This window comes from Burkholderia anthina, assembly GCF_001547525.1.
Taxonomy (GTDB): Bacteria; Pseudomonadota; Gammaproteobacteria; order Burkholderiales; family Burkholderiaceae; genus Burkholderia; species Burkholderia semiarida.
Genome location: NZ_LNJP01000003.1, coordinates 194,783 through 211,651 on the forward strand (window position 1 = coordinate 194,783; position 16,869 = coordinate 211,651).

Below are 16,869 nucleotides of genomic sequence, written 5' to 3' on the forward strand. Positions count from 1 at the left end.
CCGATTGCCCCGTTCATGCGCGCTGTCGCGCCGCGCTTTTCACATTTCTTACATTCGCGCTGCGTATCGTTGACGGCTTTCCTACGGCGCTTCCCCTTCCCATGCGACGAATCCTCTCGCGCGCGCTGCTCGTGCGCTGCGCCCCGCTTGTTGCCCTCGCCGCGCTGTCCGCGTGCTTGAATCACATCGATACGCCGGACGATCCGGCCAGCGCGTCGGCCAACGTCCAGGCCGCATGGGTCGAGATCGGCGATGCGAACCAGGCGATCGCGCGCGTCATCACCGACTACACGCCCGCGTCGGCCGGCGATCCGATATGCCCGCAACTGACCGTCGACGGCAAGCTGTCGCGCATGGCGCTGCGCGCAGGCGCGGCGACCGTCGCTCAGCGGCCGACCGCCAGCGACCCGGCCGATTCGAAACCGTCGAGCTTCCCGGTGTCCGTCTGCGAGGCCACGCTGCCCGCCGGCGCGCAGGCGGCGAGCGTCGCGGGCCGCACGCTGCCGCTGCCGAAAGCGCAGCCGCGGCGCATCGCGATCATCGCCGACACGGGCTGCCGGATGAAGAAGGCCGACAACGCATGGCAGGCGTGCAACGACGCCGCGGTCTGGCCGCTCGGCTCGATCGCGGCCAGCGTCGCGAAGCTGTCGCCCGATCTCGTGCTGCACGTCGGCGATTACCACTACCGCGAGAACGCATGCCCGCCGGACATCGCCGGCTGCAAGGACAGCCCGTGGGGCTACGGCTGGGATACGTGGCAGGCCGACCTGTTCCGCCCGGCCGCGCCGCTGCTCGCGAAGGCGCCGTGGGTGGTCGTGCGCGGCAACCACGAGGAATGCGCGCGGGCGGGCCAGGGGTGGTTCCGCTTCCTCGACCCGCGCCCGTACTCCGCCGCACGCTCGTGCGACGATCCGGCCAACGACAACAACGCGAACTATTCGGAGCCCTATGCGGTTTCGCTCGGCGACGGCTCGCAGGTGATCGTGTTCGACACCGCGAAGGTCGGCCGCACGCCGCTCAAGACCACCGACGCGCAGTTCGGCATCTACCAGAAGCAGTTCCAGACGGTCGCATCGCTCGCGTCGAAGCCCGGCATGACGACGACGATCTTCACGAACCATCATCCGATTCTCGCATTCGCGCCGATCGCCGGCAGCACACCCGCGCCGGGCAACCTCGCGCTGCAGTCGGTGATGTCGAGCCTCAACGCGCAGGCGTACTACCCGCCGGGCGTGCACGTCGCGCTGCACGGCCACGTGCACGATTTCCAGGCGATCAACTTCTCGTCGGGGCACCCGGCGACGATCGTGTCCGGCAACGGCGGCGACAACCTCGACGTCGCGCTGCCCGACCCGTTCCCGGCCGGCCTGACACCCGCGCCGGGCGCCGTGATCGAGCGGCTGTCGCACAACAACAGCTTCGGTTTCCTGATCATGGAGCGCAACGCCGCCCCGGCGACGGGCTGGGTGTTCCATGCGTATTCGGCGGCCGGCAAGCTCCTGGCGTCGTGCAATCAGTCGGGCAGGACGCTCGCCTGCGACAAGACGGGGTTCATCGCGCCGTGAGTGACGAAGTTCGACGTGACGGGCCGGGCGTACGTGGTCTGCACACGCTTGCCGCCACCCTGCTCGCCGGCCTGACGCTCGCGACCCACGCCGCGCCGGCCGAAACGGTCCTGCTGCCCGGCGCGCCGCCGTCGCGCGTCGTCGACACGATCGGCAACGGCACGCCGCAGGTGACGGGCAAGATCGATGCGGCCACCGCGCGCTTCGCGCCCGACCCGACGCTCGTCGCGCTCGGCCGCCGGATCTTCTTCGACGCACGGCTGTCCGAGCCGCGCGGCATGTCCTGCGCGGGCTGCCACGATCCGGGCCGCGCGTTCGCGCCGACGCTGTCGGCCGCGTCGCTTGCCGGGCCCGGCGTGCCGGAAGGCAGCCGGCCCGGGCGCTTCAGCCAGCGCAATGCGCCGTCGCTGCTGTACGTGCGCTACGTGCCGCGCCGCCACTTCTATCAGGACGACGATGCGCCCGCGCCGTCGCCGTTCGGCGGCCTGTTCAGCGACGGCCGCGCGGATACGCTCGCCGAACAGATCCGCGGGCCGCTGTTCGATCCGAACGAGATGAACAACCGGTCGCCGGCCGCGCTGCTGCGCAAGGTGAATGCGACCGAACTCGCGACCGATCTCGCCGCGCGCTTCGGCGCGCCGGTGCGGCGCGACCCCGAGCGCCTGGTGCGCGCGCTCGGTTCGGCCGTCGAAGCCTATCTGCAGAGCGACGAGATGGCGCCGTTCACGTCGCGCTTCGATGCGTTCCTGCGCACGCGCAAGCCGCTCGCGCCGGCCGAGATGCGCGGGCTCGCGCTGTTCCGCAATCCGGACAAGGGCAATTGCATGACCTGCCATACGCTGTCGGACACGTCGAGCCGCCCGGAGCGCTCGCTGTTCACCGATTTCGGCTACGACGCGATCGCGGTGCCGCGCAACCGTGCGCTGCCGGCGAACCGCGATCCGCGCCACTTCGACAACGGGCTGTGCGACACCGCGCGGCGGCTGCGCTGGCCCGAACCGACGCAGTGGTGCGGCTACCTGCGCACGCCGGGGCTGCGCAACGTCGCGGTCAAGCAGACGTTCATGCACAACGGCGTGTTCACGACGCTGCGCGACGCGGTCGCGTTCTACAACACGCGCTCGACCGATCCGGGCTTCTGGTATCACGGCGCCCGAACGTTCGACGACGTGCCGGCCGCCTATCGCGGCAACATCAACGTCAACTCGACGCCGATGAACCGCCGGCCCGGTACGCCGCCCGCGCTGACCGACGCGGAAATCGACGACATCGTCGCATTTCTCGGCACGCTGACCGATGCGCGCTATGCGGGCATCGCCGCACCGGCAGCGGCCGCTGCCCGGCTCACGCGCACCGCCGCGCCGGTGCGCTGACCCTGGCCAAACGGCCAGCCGACGCGCCGCCGCTTGCGGTTCCCGCAAACACTGGTTATATTTACAGTACTGTATTTATGAACAGTGAGGTGCGCGATGGAACATCTGGTCCGTATCGTCAACGACACCGATCGCCAAGTGCTGGCGTGGCTTCGTGCCCAGGTCGGCGATGCCCGCGTCGAACGCGCGGCGCGTCAGCTCGGGCATACGCGCAAGCCCTTTCCGTCGGCCGTGTGCCGGTATCTGGGCATGAGCGTGCCGGCCACGCTGCGGCCGGCCGCCGCCCTGCCGCGCGCGGCACGCGATTTCTCGGTCGGCGATCGTTACCTGTCGCTGATTCGCCAGCACCTCGCCACGCACGCGGTCGGCCGATGAAATGGCGGAGGCTTGCCGCTTCGGTACCGCGCCCGGCCGGCGCACTCGCGTATGCGGAAGTCCGACCGGCCGGCGCCGTCGCGCTTACCCGGCCGCCATGGCTTCCCGTACGAGGCGGCCGAGTGTGTCGAACGCCGCCTCGTGCGCCGCATCGAATACGCGCGCGCAGCCGGGCCGGATATAGCCGTCGAAACGGCCCGCATTCGAGAAGATCGAACCGGGCGCGATCTTGACTCCATGCGCGAGCGCGGCGTCGAACAACACATCGGAGCGCACGTCTTCCGCCAACGCGATCCACAGCATCCCGCCGGGCGGCTGGCTCATTGCGGCGATGGACGAACGCACGACGTGACGGGCGCCCGCTTCCAGCGCAGCCGCCGCACCAGCCTCACGGCCCATTCCGCCGTCGCTCGATCCATTCGAACAACGCCATTCCGGCCAGCATCGCGACGACGAACCCGATTCCCTTGGCCACCCCGAAGCCGATCGACACGATCGCAGGCCCGGGACAAAACCCGGCAATCCCCCAACCGATGCCGAATACCGCGCTTCCCGCGACGAGGCGCACGGTAATCGCCCGCTGCGCCGGCAACTGCATCGGCAGGCCGAGCCACGACCGTGTACGGCGCTTCGCCCACGCGAACCCGAACACCGCAACGCCGATCGCGCCGGCCATCACGAACGCAAGCGACGGATCCCAGCGGCCCGCCAGATCGAGAAAACCGAGCACCTTCCGCGGATCGGCCATACCCGACACGATGAGGCCGACGCCGAACAGCAGCCCTGCCAGAAATGCGAATCCTGCCTGCATGTCATCTCCCCGCAACGTGCAGCCGCACGAACACGGTCGCGAAGCCGGCGACCATGAAGGTCGCCGTCGCGACCGCCGAGCGCAGCGCCCCGCGCGAAATTCCGCATACACCATGGCCGCTTGTGCAACCGCCCGCGTATCGTGTGCCGATCCCGACCAGCAGCCCGGCCGCCATCACGTCAAGCCAGCTGGCGTCGACCTGCGGCATCGAGTTGCTCCCGGCGAAACGCATGACGACGGGTGCAACGATCATCCCGGCGACGAACGCCGCGCGCCAGCCGCGCTCTGCACGGCCCGCCGTCAGCAGACCGCCGACGATCCCGCTGATACCGGCGATCCGGGCGTTGAACGCGACCAGCCACACGGCTGCGCACCCGATCAGCACGCCGCCGATGAGCGATAGCCACGGCGTGAAATGAAGCGCATCAATCTGCATCGCGCGCCTCCTTCACGGTCGCCCCGCAAAACTGTTCGTACAGCACGCCCATCACCGCGATCGCGGCCGCACTGTCGAGCGAATAGTGAATCGCCTTGCCTTCGCGGCGCGTACGAACCAGCGCGTTGTCCCGCAATACGCCGAGCTGCTGCGATAGCGTCGGTTGATGGATGTCCAGGCGCGCCTCGAGATCGCTCACGCAGCGCTCGCCCTGCGACAGTTCGCACAGCAGCAGCAGACGGTCGGGATTCGACATCACCTTCAGGAGCGCACAGGCCGATTCGGCGGCGGCGCGCATCTGGTCGGGGCCGGGTAGCCCGGCCGGGAAATCGTCGTTCATCGGCGGATAGGACATGATTAAAGAATCGATATTATATTATTTTATATATTGTTGTTTGTCCCGCTGCGTGCCGGATCGGCAATTCGGTTGAGCACCCTAAATCACACCTCCTTGCCTACTCTCACGCGGGCCCCGCCGCGCGGCGCTTCATGCAGTTGAACTGCGATCGCATCATGCGGATGGAGCTCGATGGCCCGGGCACTGTGTCGATGAACTGGCACCGCGACAGAAGGAGCCGCCACCCGTGCCCATGCCCACGACGCTCGATCGCCTGTGCGCTCGTGGCGGGCCGAGGCCGGCGGCCAGGAAAAGTGAAGGTGGAGTAAAGATGGAAGGAGCGGCACGGCCCGGCGCAAACCGGGGCCGCTTCATCACAGTCCGCCAGCGTCACGCATCATGCGCTGTCGCAGGCCCCCGTGCCGTCGAGCATCAGCGTGCCGACCCGCGCGGGCACGAGCGGCGTGCGAGGCAGGGGCGGCGTCCAGCCGAACAGCGCCTGCGCGGCCGCGCCGCACACGCGCCCCTGGCACGCGCCCATCCCGCAACGCGACTGCAGCTTGGCGGCCGTCCAGCCCGGTTCCCGCGCGACCGCGTCGAACCGCACGTCTTCGCAGCGACACAGCAGCGTGTCGGGCCGCGCGAGCCGGCGGATCGGTTCGCGGATCGCGAAGCGCTCACGCACGGCATCCGCGAAAGCCTGCCAGTGCGCGCGCCGCGCGACGAGCGCGGCCAACAGTGCCGTTTGCCCCGTCGCCGCGTAGCCCGCGATCTCGCCTTCGACCATCGCCAACTCGCTGCCGCCGACGCCCGTGCACTCGCCCGCCGCGAAATACCCGTCGCGGCTCGTGCGCTGGTGCGCGTCGACGGCCACCGCGTCGTTCTCGATCCGGCAGCCGAGATGCCGCGGCAGCACGGTATTCGGCACGAGGCCGAAGCCGCATGCGAGCCGGTCGCAGTCGACGTCGAATTCGCGATCGCCGTGCCGGATCCGTACGCGTTCGAGCCGCTCGTCGCCGAATGCCTCGACGACGTACGCAGCGGGCCGATACGCGGTCGTGACGAGCTTCGCGGCCTGCGCGAGCTTCGACGGCCAGCGCCACAGCCCCGTACCGAAGCCGGCCACGTCGCGCCAAGCGGCCTGTTCGAGCACGTGCGATACGCGCGCGCCGGCCTGCCGGGCCGTCGCCGCGCTCGCCAGCAGCAGCGGCCCGCTGCCTGCGATCACCATGCGCTGCCCGCGCACGTCGAGCCCGTACTTGATCAGTGCCTGCAAGCCGCCCGCGCCGGTCACGCCCGGCAGCGTCCAGCCCGGAAACGGCAGCAGCAGCTCGCGCGCGCCGCAGCAGAGAATCAGCGTCCGGAAATCGAGCAGCCGCCCGCGTTCGTCGTCTTCGAGCAGCAGCGTGCCCGGCTGCGTTTCGGCGACGATGCGCGTCGCCGCGAGATGCGTGACGTTCGGCTGGCGCAGCACGGCGAGGCGTGCGGCCGCGGCCGGCGTCGGTGCGACTGCTGCCGGCTGCCGCCAGATCTGCCCGCCCGCGCGCGGGTTGTCGTCGACGATCGCAACCGTCGCGCCGCTTCGTGCGGCGGCCCGCGCGGCTGACAGCCCGGCCGGGCCCGCGCCGACGATCGCGACGTCGACGCTCAATCGTTCCTGTCGTTCCTGTTTCATCGCGTGCGCTCCACCTGCATGCCGTCGCGGCACAGCGTCTGGCACGCGAGCCGGCGCCGGCCGTCGATCGTCATCCGGCACTCCTGGCAGATACCCATCCCGCAAAACGGCGCACGCGCCGCGCCCGTGCACGACACGCGCGTCGTGTCGTCGCCGCTCGCCGCGACGGCGGCCGCGACGGTCGTGCCATCAGCTACCGTCAGCGCGCGGCCGTCCAGATGAATGATCATGTCAGCCTCCGCCGGGCCGCCCCCGTGGGGGGTGCCTTGCATGGGACCGACGCCAGCGCCGAAGCGCCAACTCCGGTCGACAGCGGACGAAGTGAGCGTGGGGGTCGTTTCATGTCAGCGCTCCGGCTACGCGGGACGCGCTCAAGAAGCGTCCCGGCAAATACGGTTCGATATCGATGGGCGGCCGCTCGCCGGCCATCAGCGCGGCGACGAGCCGCGCACTGCCCGGCGCGGTCGTGACGCCGAGCCCTTCGTGCCCGACCGCGAGCCACACGCCCGGGCGCGCCGGATGCTCGCCGAGCAGCGGCAGGCCGTCGGGGCTCGCGGAACGGAAGCCGGTCCATGCGCGGATGCCGTTCAGGTCGGCCAGATCCGGCAGGTAACCGACCGCGCGGCGCAGCATGCGCGCGAGCACGGGCGGCTCGACCTGCGAATCCTCGGTGTCGAACTGGCGCGACGAGCCGATCAGCAACTGACCGGTTGGCCGCGGCTGCACGTTGAACGCGACCGACGTGCCGTCGCTCGCGTGCGCGCTCGCCGCATAGCCGAGCTCGACGAGCTGGTGCGACACGTGGCCCGGATAGCGGTCGGTAATCAGCAGATGGCCCTTTTTCGGGCGCAGCGGCAGTTCGGGCAGCAGTGTGCGCGCCGCCACGCCATTCGCGACTACCACACGCTCCGCGCGCAGCACGTCGCCGCTCGCGAGCATCACGCTCGGGCCATCGACCGCGACGGCCCGGTCGCGACGCAACGTGATGCGCGGCGCGCGCTGCAGCAGCCAGTTCGCGGTGACGGGCGCGTACAGGATCGCGTCGCCGGGAATCTTCAGCGCGCCGCCGAGGCCCGCGCGCAGCATCGGCTCCAGTCGTGCGAGCGCTGCCGCATCGATCAGCTCGCCGGCCACACCGTGCGCGGCGAGCGTCGCCTGTTTCGCGCGCGCCAGATCCATCTCGTGCGCATCGGCCGCGAGCCACAGCGTGCCGCAATTGCGGTATGCGCAGCCGTCGGGCATCTCGCCGCTCAACGCGCGCCAGAGTTCGATCGAGTAATGGCTCAGCGCGAGCTCGGCCGCGTTGTCGTCCATCGCGACGAGGTGCCCCATGCCTGCGCCGGTCGCGCCGCCGCTCGCGTCGTCGACGACGAGCACGCGCAGCCCGCGCCGCGCGAGTTCGTGCGCGCACGCCGCGCCGACGATGCCGGCGCCGATCACGACGACGTCGGTCTTCGTTTCGCTCACGACCCGATGCCCCACCCGAACGGATCGTCTTCCTCGATCAGCAGCGTCGCTTCCGCGCTCAGATGCGCGCTGCCGCGAATCGTCGGCACGATGCCGCCGTCGGCCAGCTCGTAGCTCGCGTGGAACACGCTGCCGATCACGCTCGCCTGCCGCCACACCGCGCCCGGCGCGAGCTTGCCGTCGGCCGCGAGGCACGCGAGTTTCGCGCTGGTGCCGGTGCCGCACGGCGAACGGTCGTAAGCGAGCCCCGGGCACAGCACGAAGCTGCGGCTGTCGTGCGCGGGATCGTCGGCGAACAGCTCGATGTGGTCGATCTCGCCGCCGTTGGCGCCGGTGATGCCCGCGCGTTCCAGCCCTGCGCGCACGGCCGACGCATACGCGGTAAGCGCCGCGACGTTGTCGCCGGCGATGTGCTGCCCGTGGTCGCTGATCAGGAAGAACCAGTTGCCGCCCCACGCGATGTCGCCCTTCACCGGGCCGTATCCCGGCACGTCGACTTCGACGGCCTGCGCGTGGCGGTACGCGGGCACGTTGCGCACGCTGACCGACAGGTCGTCGTGCAGCGTCGCCTCGACGGTGCCGACCGGCGTCTCGATCCGGTGCACACCCGGCGCGATGCGGCCCATGTGATGCAGCGTGCGCACGACGCCGATCGTGCCGTGCCCGCACATGCCCAGGTAGCCGCTATTGTTGAAGAAGATCACGCCGGCCGCCGCGTCGGGCGAGACGGGCTCGCACAGCAGCGCGCCGACCAGCACGTCGCTGCCGCGCGGCTCCAGGATGCACGCGGTGCGGTAGCGATCGTACTCGCGGGCGAGCACGTCGCGACGCTCGGCCATCGTGCCGTTGCCGAGCGACGGAAAGCCGGACACGACGAGCCGAGTGGGTTCGCCGCCCGTGTGCGAATCGATGATCTGGATGCGCTTCATCATGAGCCGTCCGAAGTGGGGAAAGGAGCATAGCTTCCTCCGTCGCGCGTCCGTCCGCTTGTGGCTTTTCGATGAGGACGACGACGAAATCGGCATAGTGCAACGCGCCCCCGGCGCCCCTGCCGGCCGCTGTGCCGATTTCGTCATTTTGCTCCGCGATACGACTCAAGCGTGATGGGCGTTTGCACGGCGATACTGGTTGCCACACCGACACCTGTCGGCCGACCGATACGAACACGTAGGAGATTTCAGTGAGCCGAAATGCCATTCAGTGGACCGGGGTTTTCCCGGCCGTCAGCACCCAGTTCAAGCCGGACTTTTCCCTCGACATCGACGCCACGCACCGCGTGGTCAAGAACCTGGTGAACGACGGGGTGTCGGGCCTCGTGGTCTGCGGCACGGTCGGCGAAAACACGTCGCTGTCGACGAGCGAGAAGCTCCAGGTGATCGAAGCCGCACGCGACGCGGCCGGCGGCAAGGTTCCCGTGATCGCCGGCATCGCCGAATTCACGACCGAATTCGCGCGCAACACGGTGCGCGAAGCGCAGCGCGTCGGCGTCGACGGCGTGATGGTGATGCCCGCGCTCGTCTACTCGGCAAAACCGCACGAAACCGCCGCGCACTTTCGCGCGGTTGCGACGAGCACCGACCTGCCGGTGATGGTCTACAACAACCCGCCGATCTACAAGAACGACGTGACGCCCGACGTGCTGATCGCGCTGCAGGATTGCGAGAACATCGTCTGCTTCAAGGATTCGTCGGGCGATACGCGCCGCTTCATCGACCTGCGCAACGCGGTCGGCGATCGCTTCGTGCTGTTCGCGGGCCTCGACGACGTCGTGGTCGAGAGCATCGCGGTCGGCGCCGAAGGCTGGGTGTCGGGCATGTCGAACGCATTTCCGAAGGAAGGCGAGACGCTGTTCCGCCTCGCGAAGCAGAAGCGCTTCGACGAAGCGCTCGCGCTGTATCGCTGGTTCATGCCGCTGCTGCACCTCGACGCACGCCCGGACCTCGTGCAGTGCATCAAGCTGTGCGAAGAACTGGTCGGCCGCGGCAGCGCGATCACGCGTCCGCCGCGCCTCGCGCTGCAAGGCGACACGCTCGCGGAAGTGAAGGCGATCGTCGCGAAGGCGCTGGAAACGCGCCCGGTGCTGCCCGACGTCGGTCTCTGATCGACGCCCCCGGCGGCGGCGCGCGGGCTTGCCCCGCTACGCGCCGCCGTCCCCGGTCCGGCATGGCCTGCGGGCCGTTCACGCCAACCCCGGCGTCGCGCCGCGCGTGAACGGGCCGCGGCCCGCCCCGGTCGTTCGAACCGGGCGACGCCGGCCTGCAGGCGAGCGCCACTGCTCCGTCGGAGCGCGGCGCACATCGAGCCTGTGCCGATATTCCCTCCAGGAGACAAGCCCATGCCAGGCCAAGGCAACGCACACCCGTCCGTCCCGCTTTCCCGTTCCGCGCACCCCGACGCGGGTCACGGCAAGTTCAAGAAACAGCTGTCGCTGACCGATCTCACGTTCATCGGTCTCGGCGCCATTTTCGGTTCGGGGTGGCTGTTCGCCGCGAGTCACGTATCGACGATCGCGGGCCCGGCCGGTATCTTCTCGTGGCTGCTCGGCGGCTTCGCGGTGCTGCTGCTCGGCATCGTCTACTGCGAACTCGGCGCCGCGCTGCCGCGCGCGGGCGGCGTGGTGCGCTACCCGGTGTTCTCGCACGGCCCGCTGCTCGGCTACCTGATGGGCTTCATCACGCTGATCGCGTTCTCGAGCCTGATCGCGATCGAAGTGGTCGCCGCGCGCCAGTACGCGGCCGCGTGGTTTCCGGGCCTGACGATCGAAGGATCGAGCGACCCGACCACCCTCGGCTGGCTCGTGCAGGCCGCGCTGCTCTGCTTCTTCTTTTACCTGAACTATTCGAGCGTGAAGACGTTCGCGAAGGCGAACAACATTATCAGCGTCTTCAAGTTCATCGTGCCGCTTGCGGTGATCGGCGTGCTGTTCACGTTCTTCAAGCCCGCGAACCTGACCGTGCACGGCTTCGCGCCGTTCGGCATGCCGGGCATCGAGATGGCCGTGTCCGCGGGCGGCATCATCTTCGCGTATCTCGGGCTCACGCCGATCGTCTCGGTCGCGAGCGAGGTGCGCAATCCGCAGCGCACGATCCCGATCGCGCTGATCCTGTCGATCCTGCTGTCGACGCTGATCTACGTGCTGCTGCAGCTCGCGTTCATCGGCAGCATCCCGACGGCCATGCTCGCCGCCGGCTGGCACGACGTGAGCAAGGCGTTCTCGCTGCCGTACCGCGACATCGCCCTTGCACTCGGCGTCGGCTGGCTCGCGGTGATGGTCGTCGCCGACGCGATGATCTCGCCGAGCGGCTGCGGCAACATCTACATGAACGCGACGCCGCGCGTAGTCTACGGCTGGGCGAAAACGGGCACGTTCTTCAAGGTGTTCACGCGCGTCGACGAAGCGTCGGGCATCCCGCGCGCGGGCCTGTGGCTCACGTTCGGCCTCGCGATCTTCTGGACGCTGCCGTTTCCGTCGTGGGAAGCGCTGATCAACATCGTGTCGGCCGCGCTGGTGTTGAGCTATGCGGTCGCGCCCGTGTCGGTCGCCGCGCTGCGCCGCACCGCGCCCGACCTGCCGCGGCCGTTCCGCGCCAGCGCGTTCGGCGTCACCGGCCCCGCGTCGTTCGTGATCGCCGCGCTGATCGTCTACTGGTCGGGCTGGAGCACCGTGTCGTGGCTGCTCGGGCTGCAGATCGTGATGTTCGTCATCTATCTCGCGTGCCGCCGCTGGGTGCCGACCGCGCAGCTGAGCCTCGCCGAACAGGTGCGTTCGTCCGCGTGGCTGATCGCGTTCTATGCAGCGATGATCGTGCTGTCGTATCTCGGCGGCTTCGGCGGCACGGGCCGGCTCGCGCATCCGTACGACACGGTCGTCGTCGCGGCCGTCGCACTCGTCATCTACTACTGGGGCGCAAACACCGGCGTGCGCGCCGACAAGCTGCAACTCGACGACGACGAGGACTGACGCGCCCGCGCCCTTTTTCAGCCCTTTTCCCCTTCCAACGGCCGGGCGCAGTACGCCCGGCCCTGCCTTTTCCGAGGAAAACCATGCAACTCACAGGTCAGCTCCTGATCGGCCCGTCGACCGTCACCGGACAGAACGGCACCCTCCACGCGCTCGCCGCCGCCACCGGCGAACCGCTCGAACCGGCGTTCGGCGGCGCGAGCCTGCACGACCTCGAAACGGCGTGCGCGCTCGCCGACGACGCGTTCGACACCTATCGCGAAACGTCGCCCGACGCGCGCGCCGCGTTCCTCGACGCGATCGGCCGCCACATCATGGCGCTCGGCGACGACCTGATCGAGCGCTGCGTCGTCGAAACGGGGCTGCCGCGCGCACGCATCGAAGGCGAACGCGGCCGCACGGTCGGGCAGCTCGCGCTGTTCGCGTCGCTCGTCCGGGACGGCGGCTTTCTCGACGCGCGGATCGATCCGGCGCGTCCCGAGCGCAAGCCGCTGCCGCGCGTCGACCTGCGCCTGCGCAACGTCGCGCTCGGGCCCGTCGCCGTGTTCGGTGCGTCGAACTTCCCGCTCGCGTTCTCGGTGGCCGGCGGCGACACGGCGTCGGCGCTCGCGGCCGGCTGCCCGGTGATCGTCAAGGCGCATTCCGCGCATCCGGGCACGTCGGAACTCGTCGGCCGCGCGATCCAGCAGGCCGTGCGCGAATGCGGGATGCCGGCCGGCGTGTTCTCACTGCTGTTCGACGCATCGCGCGAGATCGGTCAGGCGCTCGTCGCCGATCCGCGCATCAAGGCGGTCGGCTTCACCGGCTCGCGCCGCGGCGGCGTCGCGCTGATGCATATCGCGGCCGCGCGAGCCGAGCCGATTCCCGTCTATGCGGAAATGAGCTCGATCAATCCCGTGCTGCTGTGTCCCGCCGCGCTCGACGCCCGTCACGACACCATCGCAGCGCAGTTCGTCGCGTCGCTCACGCTCGGCGCCGGCCAGTTCTGCACGAATCCAGGCCTCGTCCTCGCGGTGGACGGCCCCGCGCTGCGCGCATTCGAAGCAGCGGCGGCCGATGCCGTGCGTGCCGTCGCCGCGCAGACGATGCTGACACCGGCCATCCACGCGAGCTACGCGCAAGGCGTCGCGGCGCTGCGCGATCACGATGCGGTCGAGCTGCTGGCCGAAGGTGCGGAAGGCGGCCGTCACCAGGCGCGCGCGACGCTGTTCGCGACGTCGGCCGATGCGTTCGTCGCGCACCCCGAATTGCGCGACGAAGTGTTCGGCCCCGCATCGCTGATCGTGCGCTGCCCGGATGACGACACGCTCCATCGCGTGCTGAAGTCGCTCGAAGGTCAGTTGACGATCGCCGCGCATCTCGCCGACGGCGACGGCGCGTTGTTCGCCGCGCTGCGCCCGACGCTCGAACGCAAGGCCGGCCGCATTCTCGTCAACGGTTTCGGCACGGGCGTCGAGGTCGGCCACGCAATGGTGCACGGCGGCCCGTTCCCGGCGACGTCCGACACGCGCACGACGTCCGTCGGCGCACGCGCGATCGAGCGCTTCCTGCGCCCCGTGTCGTACCAGGACGTGCCGGACGCGTTGCTGCCGGACGCGATTCGCAGCGGCAATCCGCTGCACGTGCCGCAACGCATCGATGGCGTGCCTGCCCCGCGCGAGGTGAACCATGTCTGAGCGCGCAACCGAAGTCGTCCTGTCGCTCGATGAAGTGCGCGCACTCGCGCTGCGCGTGCTGACGCACAACGGGATGTCCGACGCGCATGCGCACGCCATCGCCAACGTGATCACGCAGGGCCAGCGCGACGAGTGCCATTCGCACGGCGTGTACCGGCTGCTCGTCTGCGTGCGCTCGCTGAAGAAAGGCAAGGTCGATCCGCAAGCCGTGCCGACGCTGCGCCGGCTGTCGTCGTCGATCGTCGCGGTCGACGCGCATCGCGGCTTCTCGCTGCTGAGCTTCGAGACCGGGCTGCCCGTCCTCGTCGAGATGGCGGAGCAGCACGGGATCGCCGCGATGGCGATCAACCATTGCTACCACTTCTCCGCGCTGTGGCCCGAGGTCGAGGCGATCGCCGCCGAAGGGCTGGTCGGCATCGCGATGAATCCCAGCCATAGCTGGGTCGCGCCGGAAGGCGGCCGCGAACCGGTGTTCGGCACCAACCCGATCGCGTTCGCGTGGCCGCGCCCGGGCGGCGAGCCGTTCGTGTTCGATTTCGCGACGAGCGCGATCGCGCGCGGCGACATCGAGCTGCACGCGAAACAGGGCAAGACGATTCCGCCGCACTGGGCGATCGACGCCGACGGCCAGCCGACCACCGACCCGAAAGCCGCGCTGCAGGGCGCGATGCGCACGTTCGGCGGGCACAAGGGCTCGGCGCTCGCGGCGATGGTCGAACTGCTCGGCGGCGCGCTGATCGGCGACATGACGAGCCGGGAATCGATGGATTTCGACGAAGGCGTCGGCGCGACGCCTTGCCACGGCGAGCTCGTGATCGCGTTCGACCCGAAGGTGTTTCTCGGCGACGATCTCGACGCGGGGCTCGCGCGCGGCGAACGGATGTTCGAATCGATCGTCGCGCAAGGCGCGCGACTGCCGTCGCAACGGCGCTTCGACGCCCGCGCGCGCAGCATCGCGAACGGCGTGCGAATTCCGAAGGCGCTGTACGACGAGATCCTGACGCTGCTCGATTGACGCGCGATCGAGCCGCACGGCGCGGCTTCACCATCGGCAGAACGGGCGGTGAAGCCGCGCGCCGGTTGCGCCGGCAATGACCCGCGTCGGGCTGCGTGCCGGCGCGCCGGGTGAGCATGGCCGCTGTCCGGCGCGCCGCTCGCCCGCTCCCGCCGGCGCCACGGGCCCGGCGGCTGTGGGATAATCGCGAAGTTTGCCCAGGGCGCAGCTCAAGAGGTTGTTCGCACGGGCGCGAGAGAGGCCTTTATTCCCGAGCCTCCACCCTTTTCCCGCGATATTTCTTCAGCTTTCACCATGCCCACTTACCGTTCCAAAACCTCCACCGCCGGCCGCAACATGGCAGGTGCGCGCTCGCTGTGGCGTGCCACCGGCATGAAAGACGACGATTTCTCGAAACCGATCATCGCGGTCGTCAACTCGTTCACCCAGTTCGTGCCCGGGCACGTGCACCTGAAGGATCTCGGCCAGCTCGTCGCGCGCGAGATCGAAGCCGCGGGCGGCGTCGCGAAGGAATTCAACACGATCGCGGTCGACGACGGCATCGCGATGGGCCACGACGGCATGCTGTACTCGCTGCCGAGCCGCGACATCATCGCCGACTCGGTCGAATACATGGTGAACGCGCACTGCGCGGACGCGATGGTGTGCATCTCGAACTGCGACAAGATCACGCCGGGGATGCTGATGGCCGCGATGCGCCTGAACATTCCGGTGATCTTCGTGTCCGGCGGGCCGATGGAAGCCGGCAAGACGCGCCTCGCGAACCCGGTCACCAAAGCCATCGAACTGAAGAAGCTCGACCTCGTCGACGCGATGGTGATCGCGGCCGACCAGTCGTATTCGGATGCCGACGTCGCCGAAGTCGAACGCTCGGCGTGCCCGACCTGCGGCTCGTGCTCGGGCATGTTCACCGCGAACTCGATGAACTGCCTGACCGAAGCGCTCGGCCTGTCGCTGCCCGGCAACGGCACGGTCGTCGCCACGCACGCCGATCGCGAACAGCTGTTCAAGCGCGCCGGCCGCCGCATCGTCGAACTGACGCGCCAGCACTACGAGCAGGACGAAGAACGCGTGCTGCCGCGCTCGGTCGGCTTCAAGGCGTTCGAGAACGCGATGACGCTCGACATCGCGATGGGCGGCTCGACCAACACGATCCTGCACCTGCTCGCGATCGCGCAGGAAGCCGGCATCGACTTCACGATGAAGGACATCGACCGCCTGTCGCGCACCGTGCCGCAGCTGTGCAAGGTCGCGCCGAACACGAACAAGTACCACATCGAGGACGTGCACCGCGCAGGCGGCATCATGGCGATCCTCGGCGAGCTCGAGCGCGCCGGCAAGCTGCACACCGACGTGCCGACCGTCCACGCGCCGACGCTGAAGGACGCGCTCGACCAGTGGGACATCGTGCGCACGCAGGACGAAGCGGTCCGCACGTTCTACCTGGCCGGCCCGGCCGGCATTCCGACGCAGGTCGCGTTCAGCCAAAACACGCGCTGGCCGAGCCTCGACCTCGACCGCGCCGAAGGCTGCATCCGCTCGTACGAGCATGCGTTCTCGAAGGAAGGCGGCCTCGCCGTGCTAACCGGCAACATCGCGCTCGACGGCTGCGTGGTGAAGACGGCCGGCGTCGACGAGAGCATCCTCGTGTTCGAAGGCTCCGCTCACGTGACCGAATCGCAGGACGAAGCGGTCGAGAACATCCTGAACGACAAGGTCAAGGCCGGCGACGTCGTGATCGTGCGCTACGAAGGCCCGAAGGGCGGCCCGGGCATGCAGGAAATGCTCTACCCGACCAGCTACATCAAGTCGAAGGGCCTCGGCAAGGCATGCGCGCTGCTGACGGACGGCCGTTTCTCGGGCGGTACGTCGGGCCTGTCGATCGGCCACTGCTCGCCGGAAGCGGCAGCGGGCGGCGCGATCGGCCTCGTGCGCGACGGCGACCGCATCCGCATCGACATTCCGAACCGCACGATCGACGTGCTGGTGTCGGACGAGGAACTGGCGCGTCGCCGCGAGGAGCAGAACGCGAAGGGCTGGAAGCCCGCCCAGCCGCGTCCGCGCAAGGTGTCCGCGGCGCTGAAGGCATACGCGAAGCTGGTGATGTCGGCCGACAAGGGTGCGGTGCGCGACCTGTCCCTGCTCGACGACTGATACGGCGCGCTACAGGCGGCGGGT

15 protein-coding genes and 1 pseudogene are annotated in these 16,869 nt (G+C 69.3%); 8 read left to right on the forward strand and 8 right to left on the reverse strand.

The genetic code is table 11. The features are described from left to right. The first annotated feature begins 101 nt into the window (after nucleotides 1-101). The 3 genes from WS64_RS21220 (at nucleotide 102) to WS64_RS21230 (ending at nucleotide 3,313) form a co-directional block, all read left to right on the forward strand. On the forward strand, nucleotides 102-1,565 hold the full coding sequence (locus tag WS64_RS21220) for a metallophosphoesterase (RefSeq protein WP_060967618.1): 1,464 nt from the start codon (nucleotides 102-104) through the stop codon (nucleotides 1,563-1,565). Beyond that, nucleotides 1,562-2,938: a cytochrome-c peroxidase gene (locus WS64_RS21225; protein ID WP_060967619.1), complete on the forward strand. Its 1,377-nt coding sequence runs from the start codon at nucleotides 1,562-1,564 to the stop codon at nucleotides 2,936-2,938. Before WS64_RS21220 ends, WS64_RS21225 begins: the two co-directional genes overlap by 4 nt. A gap of 96 nt (nucleotides 2,939-3,034) precedes the next feature. Beyond that, a complete protein-coding gene (locus WS64_RS21230) occupies nucleotides 3,035-3,313 on the forward strand; it encodes a hypothetical protein (protein ID WP_060967620.1) in 279 nt (92 codons plus the stop codon). Nucleotides 3,314-3,397: 84 nt separating this feature from the next. Here WS64_RS21230 and WS64_RS21235 read toward each other — a convergent pair. From WS64_RS21235 to WS64_RS21270, 8 genes and pseudogenes are all read right to left on the reverse strand, one after another. Continuing rightward, nucleotides 3,398-3,682, reverse strand: a pseudogene (locus WS64_RS21235) (PLP-dependent aminotransferase family protein); the annotation flags it as partial. A 19-nt stretch (nucleotides 3,683-3,701) separates the two neighbouring features. Then, a complete protein-coding gene (locus WS64_RS21240; protein ID WP_060311096.1) occupies nucleotides 3,702-4,124 on the reverse strand; it encodes a DUF6691 family protein in 423 nt (140 codons plus the stop codon). Between the two features lies 1 nt (nucleotide 4,125). Continuing rightward, nucleotides 4,126-4,560, reverse strand: a complete 435-nt coding sequence (locus WS64_RS21245) for a YeeE/YedE family protein (RefSeq protein ID WP_060967622.1) — start codon at nucleotides 4,558-4,560, stop codon at nucleotides 4,126-4,128. Continuing rightward, nucleotides 4,550-4,900 carry an ArsR/SmtB family transcription factor gene (locus WS64_RS21250; RefSeq protein ID WP_060968530.1) on the reverse strand — a complete coding sequence of 117 codons (351 nt, stop codon included), beginning with the start codon at nucleotides 4,898-4,900 and terminating at the stop codon, nucleotides 4,550-4,552. Before WS64_RS21250 ends, WS64_RS21245 begins: the two co-directional genes overlap by 11 nt. Nucleotides 4,901-5,294: 394 nt before the next feature. Further along, nucleotides 5,295-6,572: an NAD(P)/FAD-dependent oxidoreductase gene (locus WS64_RS21255; protein WP_060967623.1), complete on the reverse strand. Its 1,278-nt coding sequence runs from the start codon at nucleotides 6,570-6,572 to the stop codon at nucleotides 5,295-5,297. Further along, nucleotides 6,569-6,802, reverse strand: a complete 234-nt coding sequence (locus WS64_RS21260) for a 2Fe-2S iron-sulfur cluster-binding protein (protein ID WP_060968531.1) — start codon at nucleotides 6,800-6,802, stop codon at nucleotides 6,569-6,571. The genes WS64_RS21255 and WS64_RS21260 overlap by 4 nt, the downstream gene beginning before the upstream one ends. Nucleotides 6,803-6,911: 109 nt before the next feature. Further along, complete coding sequence (locus WS64_RS21265; RefSeq protein WP_060968532.1) at nucleotides 6,912-8,039, reverse strand: NAD(P)/FAD-dependent oxidoreductase; 1,128 nt, start codon at nucleotides 8,037-8,039, stop codon at nucleotides 6,912-6,914. After that, complete coding sequence (locus WS64_RS21270) at nucleotides 8,036-8,968, reverse strand: 4-hydroxyproline epimerase (protein ID WP_060967624.1); 933 nt, start codon at nucleotides 8,966-8,968, stop codon at nucleotides 8,036-8,038. The genes WS64_RS21265 and WS64_RS21270 overlap by 4 nt, the downstream gene beginning before the upstream one ends. 251 nt (nucleotides 8,969-9,219) lie before the next feature. Here WS64_RS21270 and WS64_RS21275 point away from each other — a divergent pair, with 251 nt between their 5' ends. From WS64_RS21275 to ilvD, 5 genes are all read left to right on the forward strand, one after another. Continuing rightward, the gene (locus WS64_RS21275; RefSeq protein WP_059582316.1) at nucleotides 9,220-10,140 is read left to right on the forward strand and encodes a dihydrodipicolinate synthase family protein; all 921 of its coding nucleotides are present in this window, start codon (nucleotides 9,220-9,222) and stop codon (nucleotides 10,138-10,140) included. 234 nt (nucleotides 10,141-10,374) lie between these two features. Continuing rightward, nucleotides 10,375-12,000: an APC family permease gene (locus WS64_RS21280; RefSeq protein WP_060967625.1), complete on the forward strand. Its 1,626-nt coding sequence runs from the start codon at nucleotides 10,375-10,377 to the stop codon at nucleotides 11,998-12,000. Between the two features lie 83 nt (nucleotides 12,001-12,083). Continuing rightward, a complete protein-coding gene (locus WS64_RS21285) occupies nucleotides 12,084-13,676 on the forward strand; it encodes an aldehyde dehydrogenase (NADP(+)) (RefSeq protein ID WP_060967626.1) in 1,593 nt (530 codons plus the stop codon). Next, nucleotides 13,669-14,691: an Ldh family oxidoreductase gene (locus WS64_RS21290; protein ID WP_060967627.1), complete on the forward strand. Its 1,023-nt coding sequence runs from the start codon at nucleotides 13,669-13,671 to the stop codon at nucleotides 14,689-14,691. The genes WS64_RS21285 and WS64_RS21290 overlap by 8 nt, the downstream gene beginning before the upstream one ends. A gap of 294 nt (nucleotides 14,692-14,985) precedes the next feature. Then, complete coding sequence (ilvD, locus tag WS64_RS21295; RefSeq protein ID WP_060967628.1) at nucleotides 14,986-16,845, forward strand: dihydroxy-acid dehydratase; 1,860 nt, start codon at nucleotides 14,986-14,988, stop codon at nucleotides 16,843-16,845. Nucleotides 16,846-16,869: the final 24 nt, after the last annotated feature.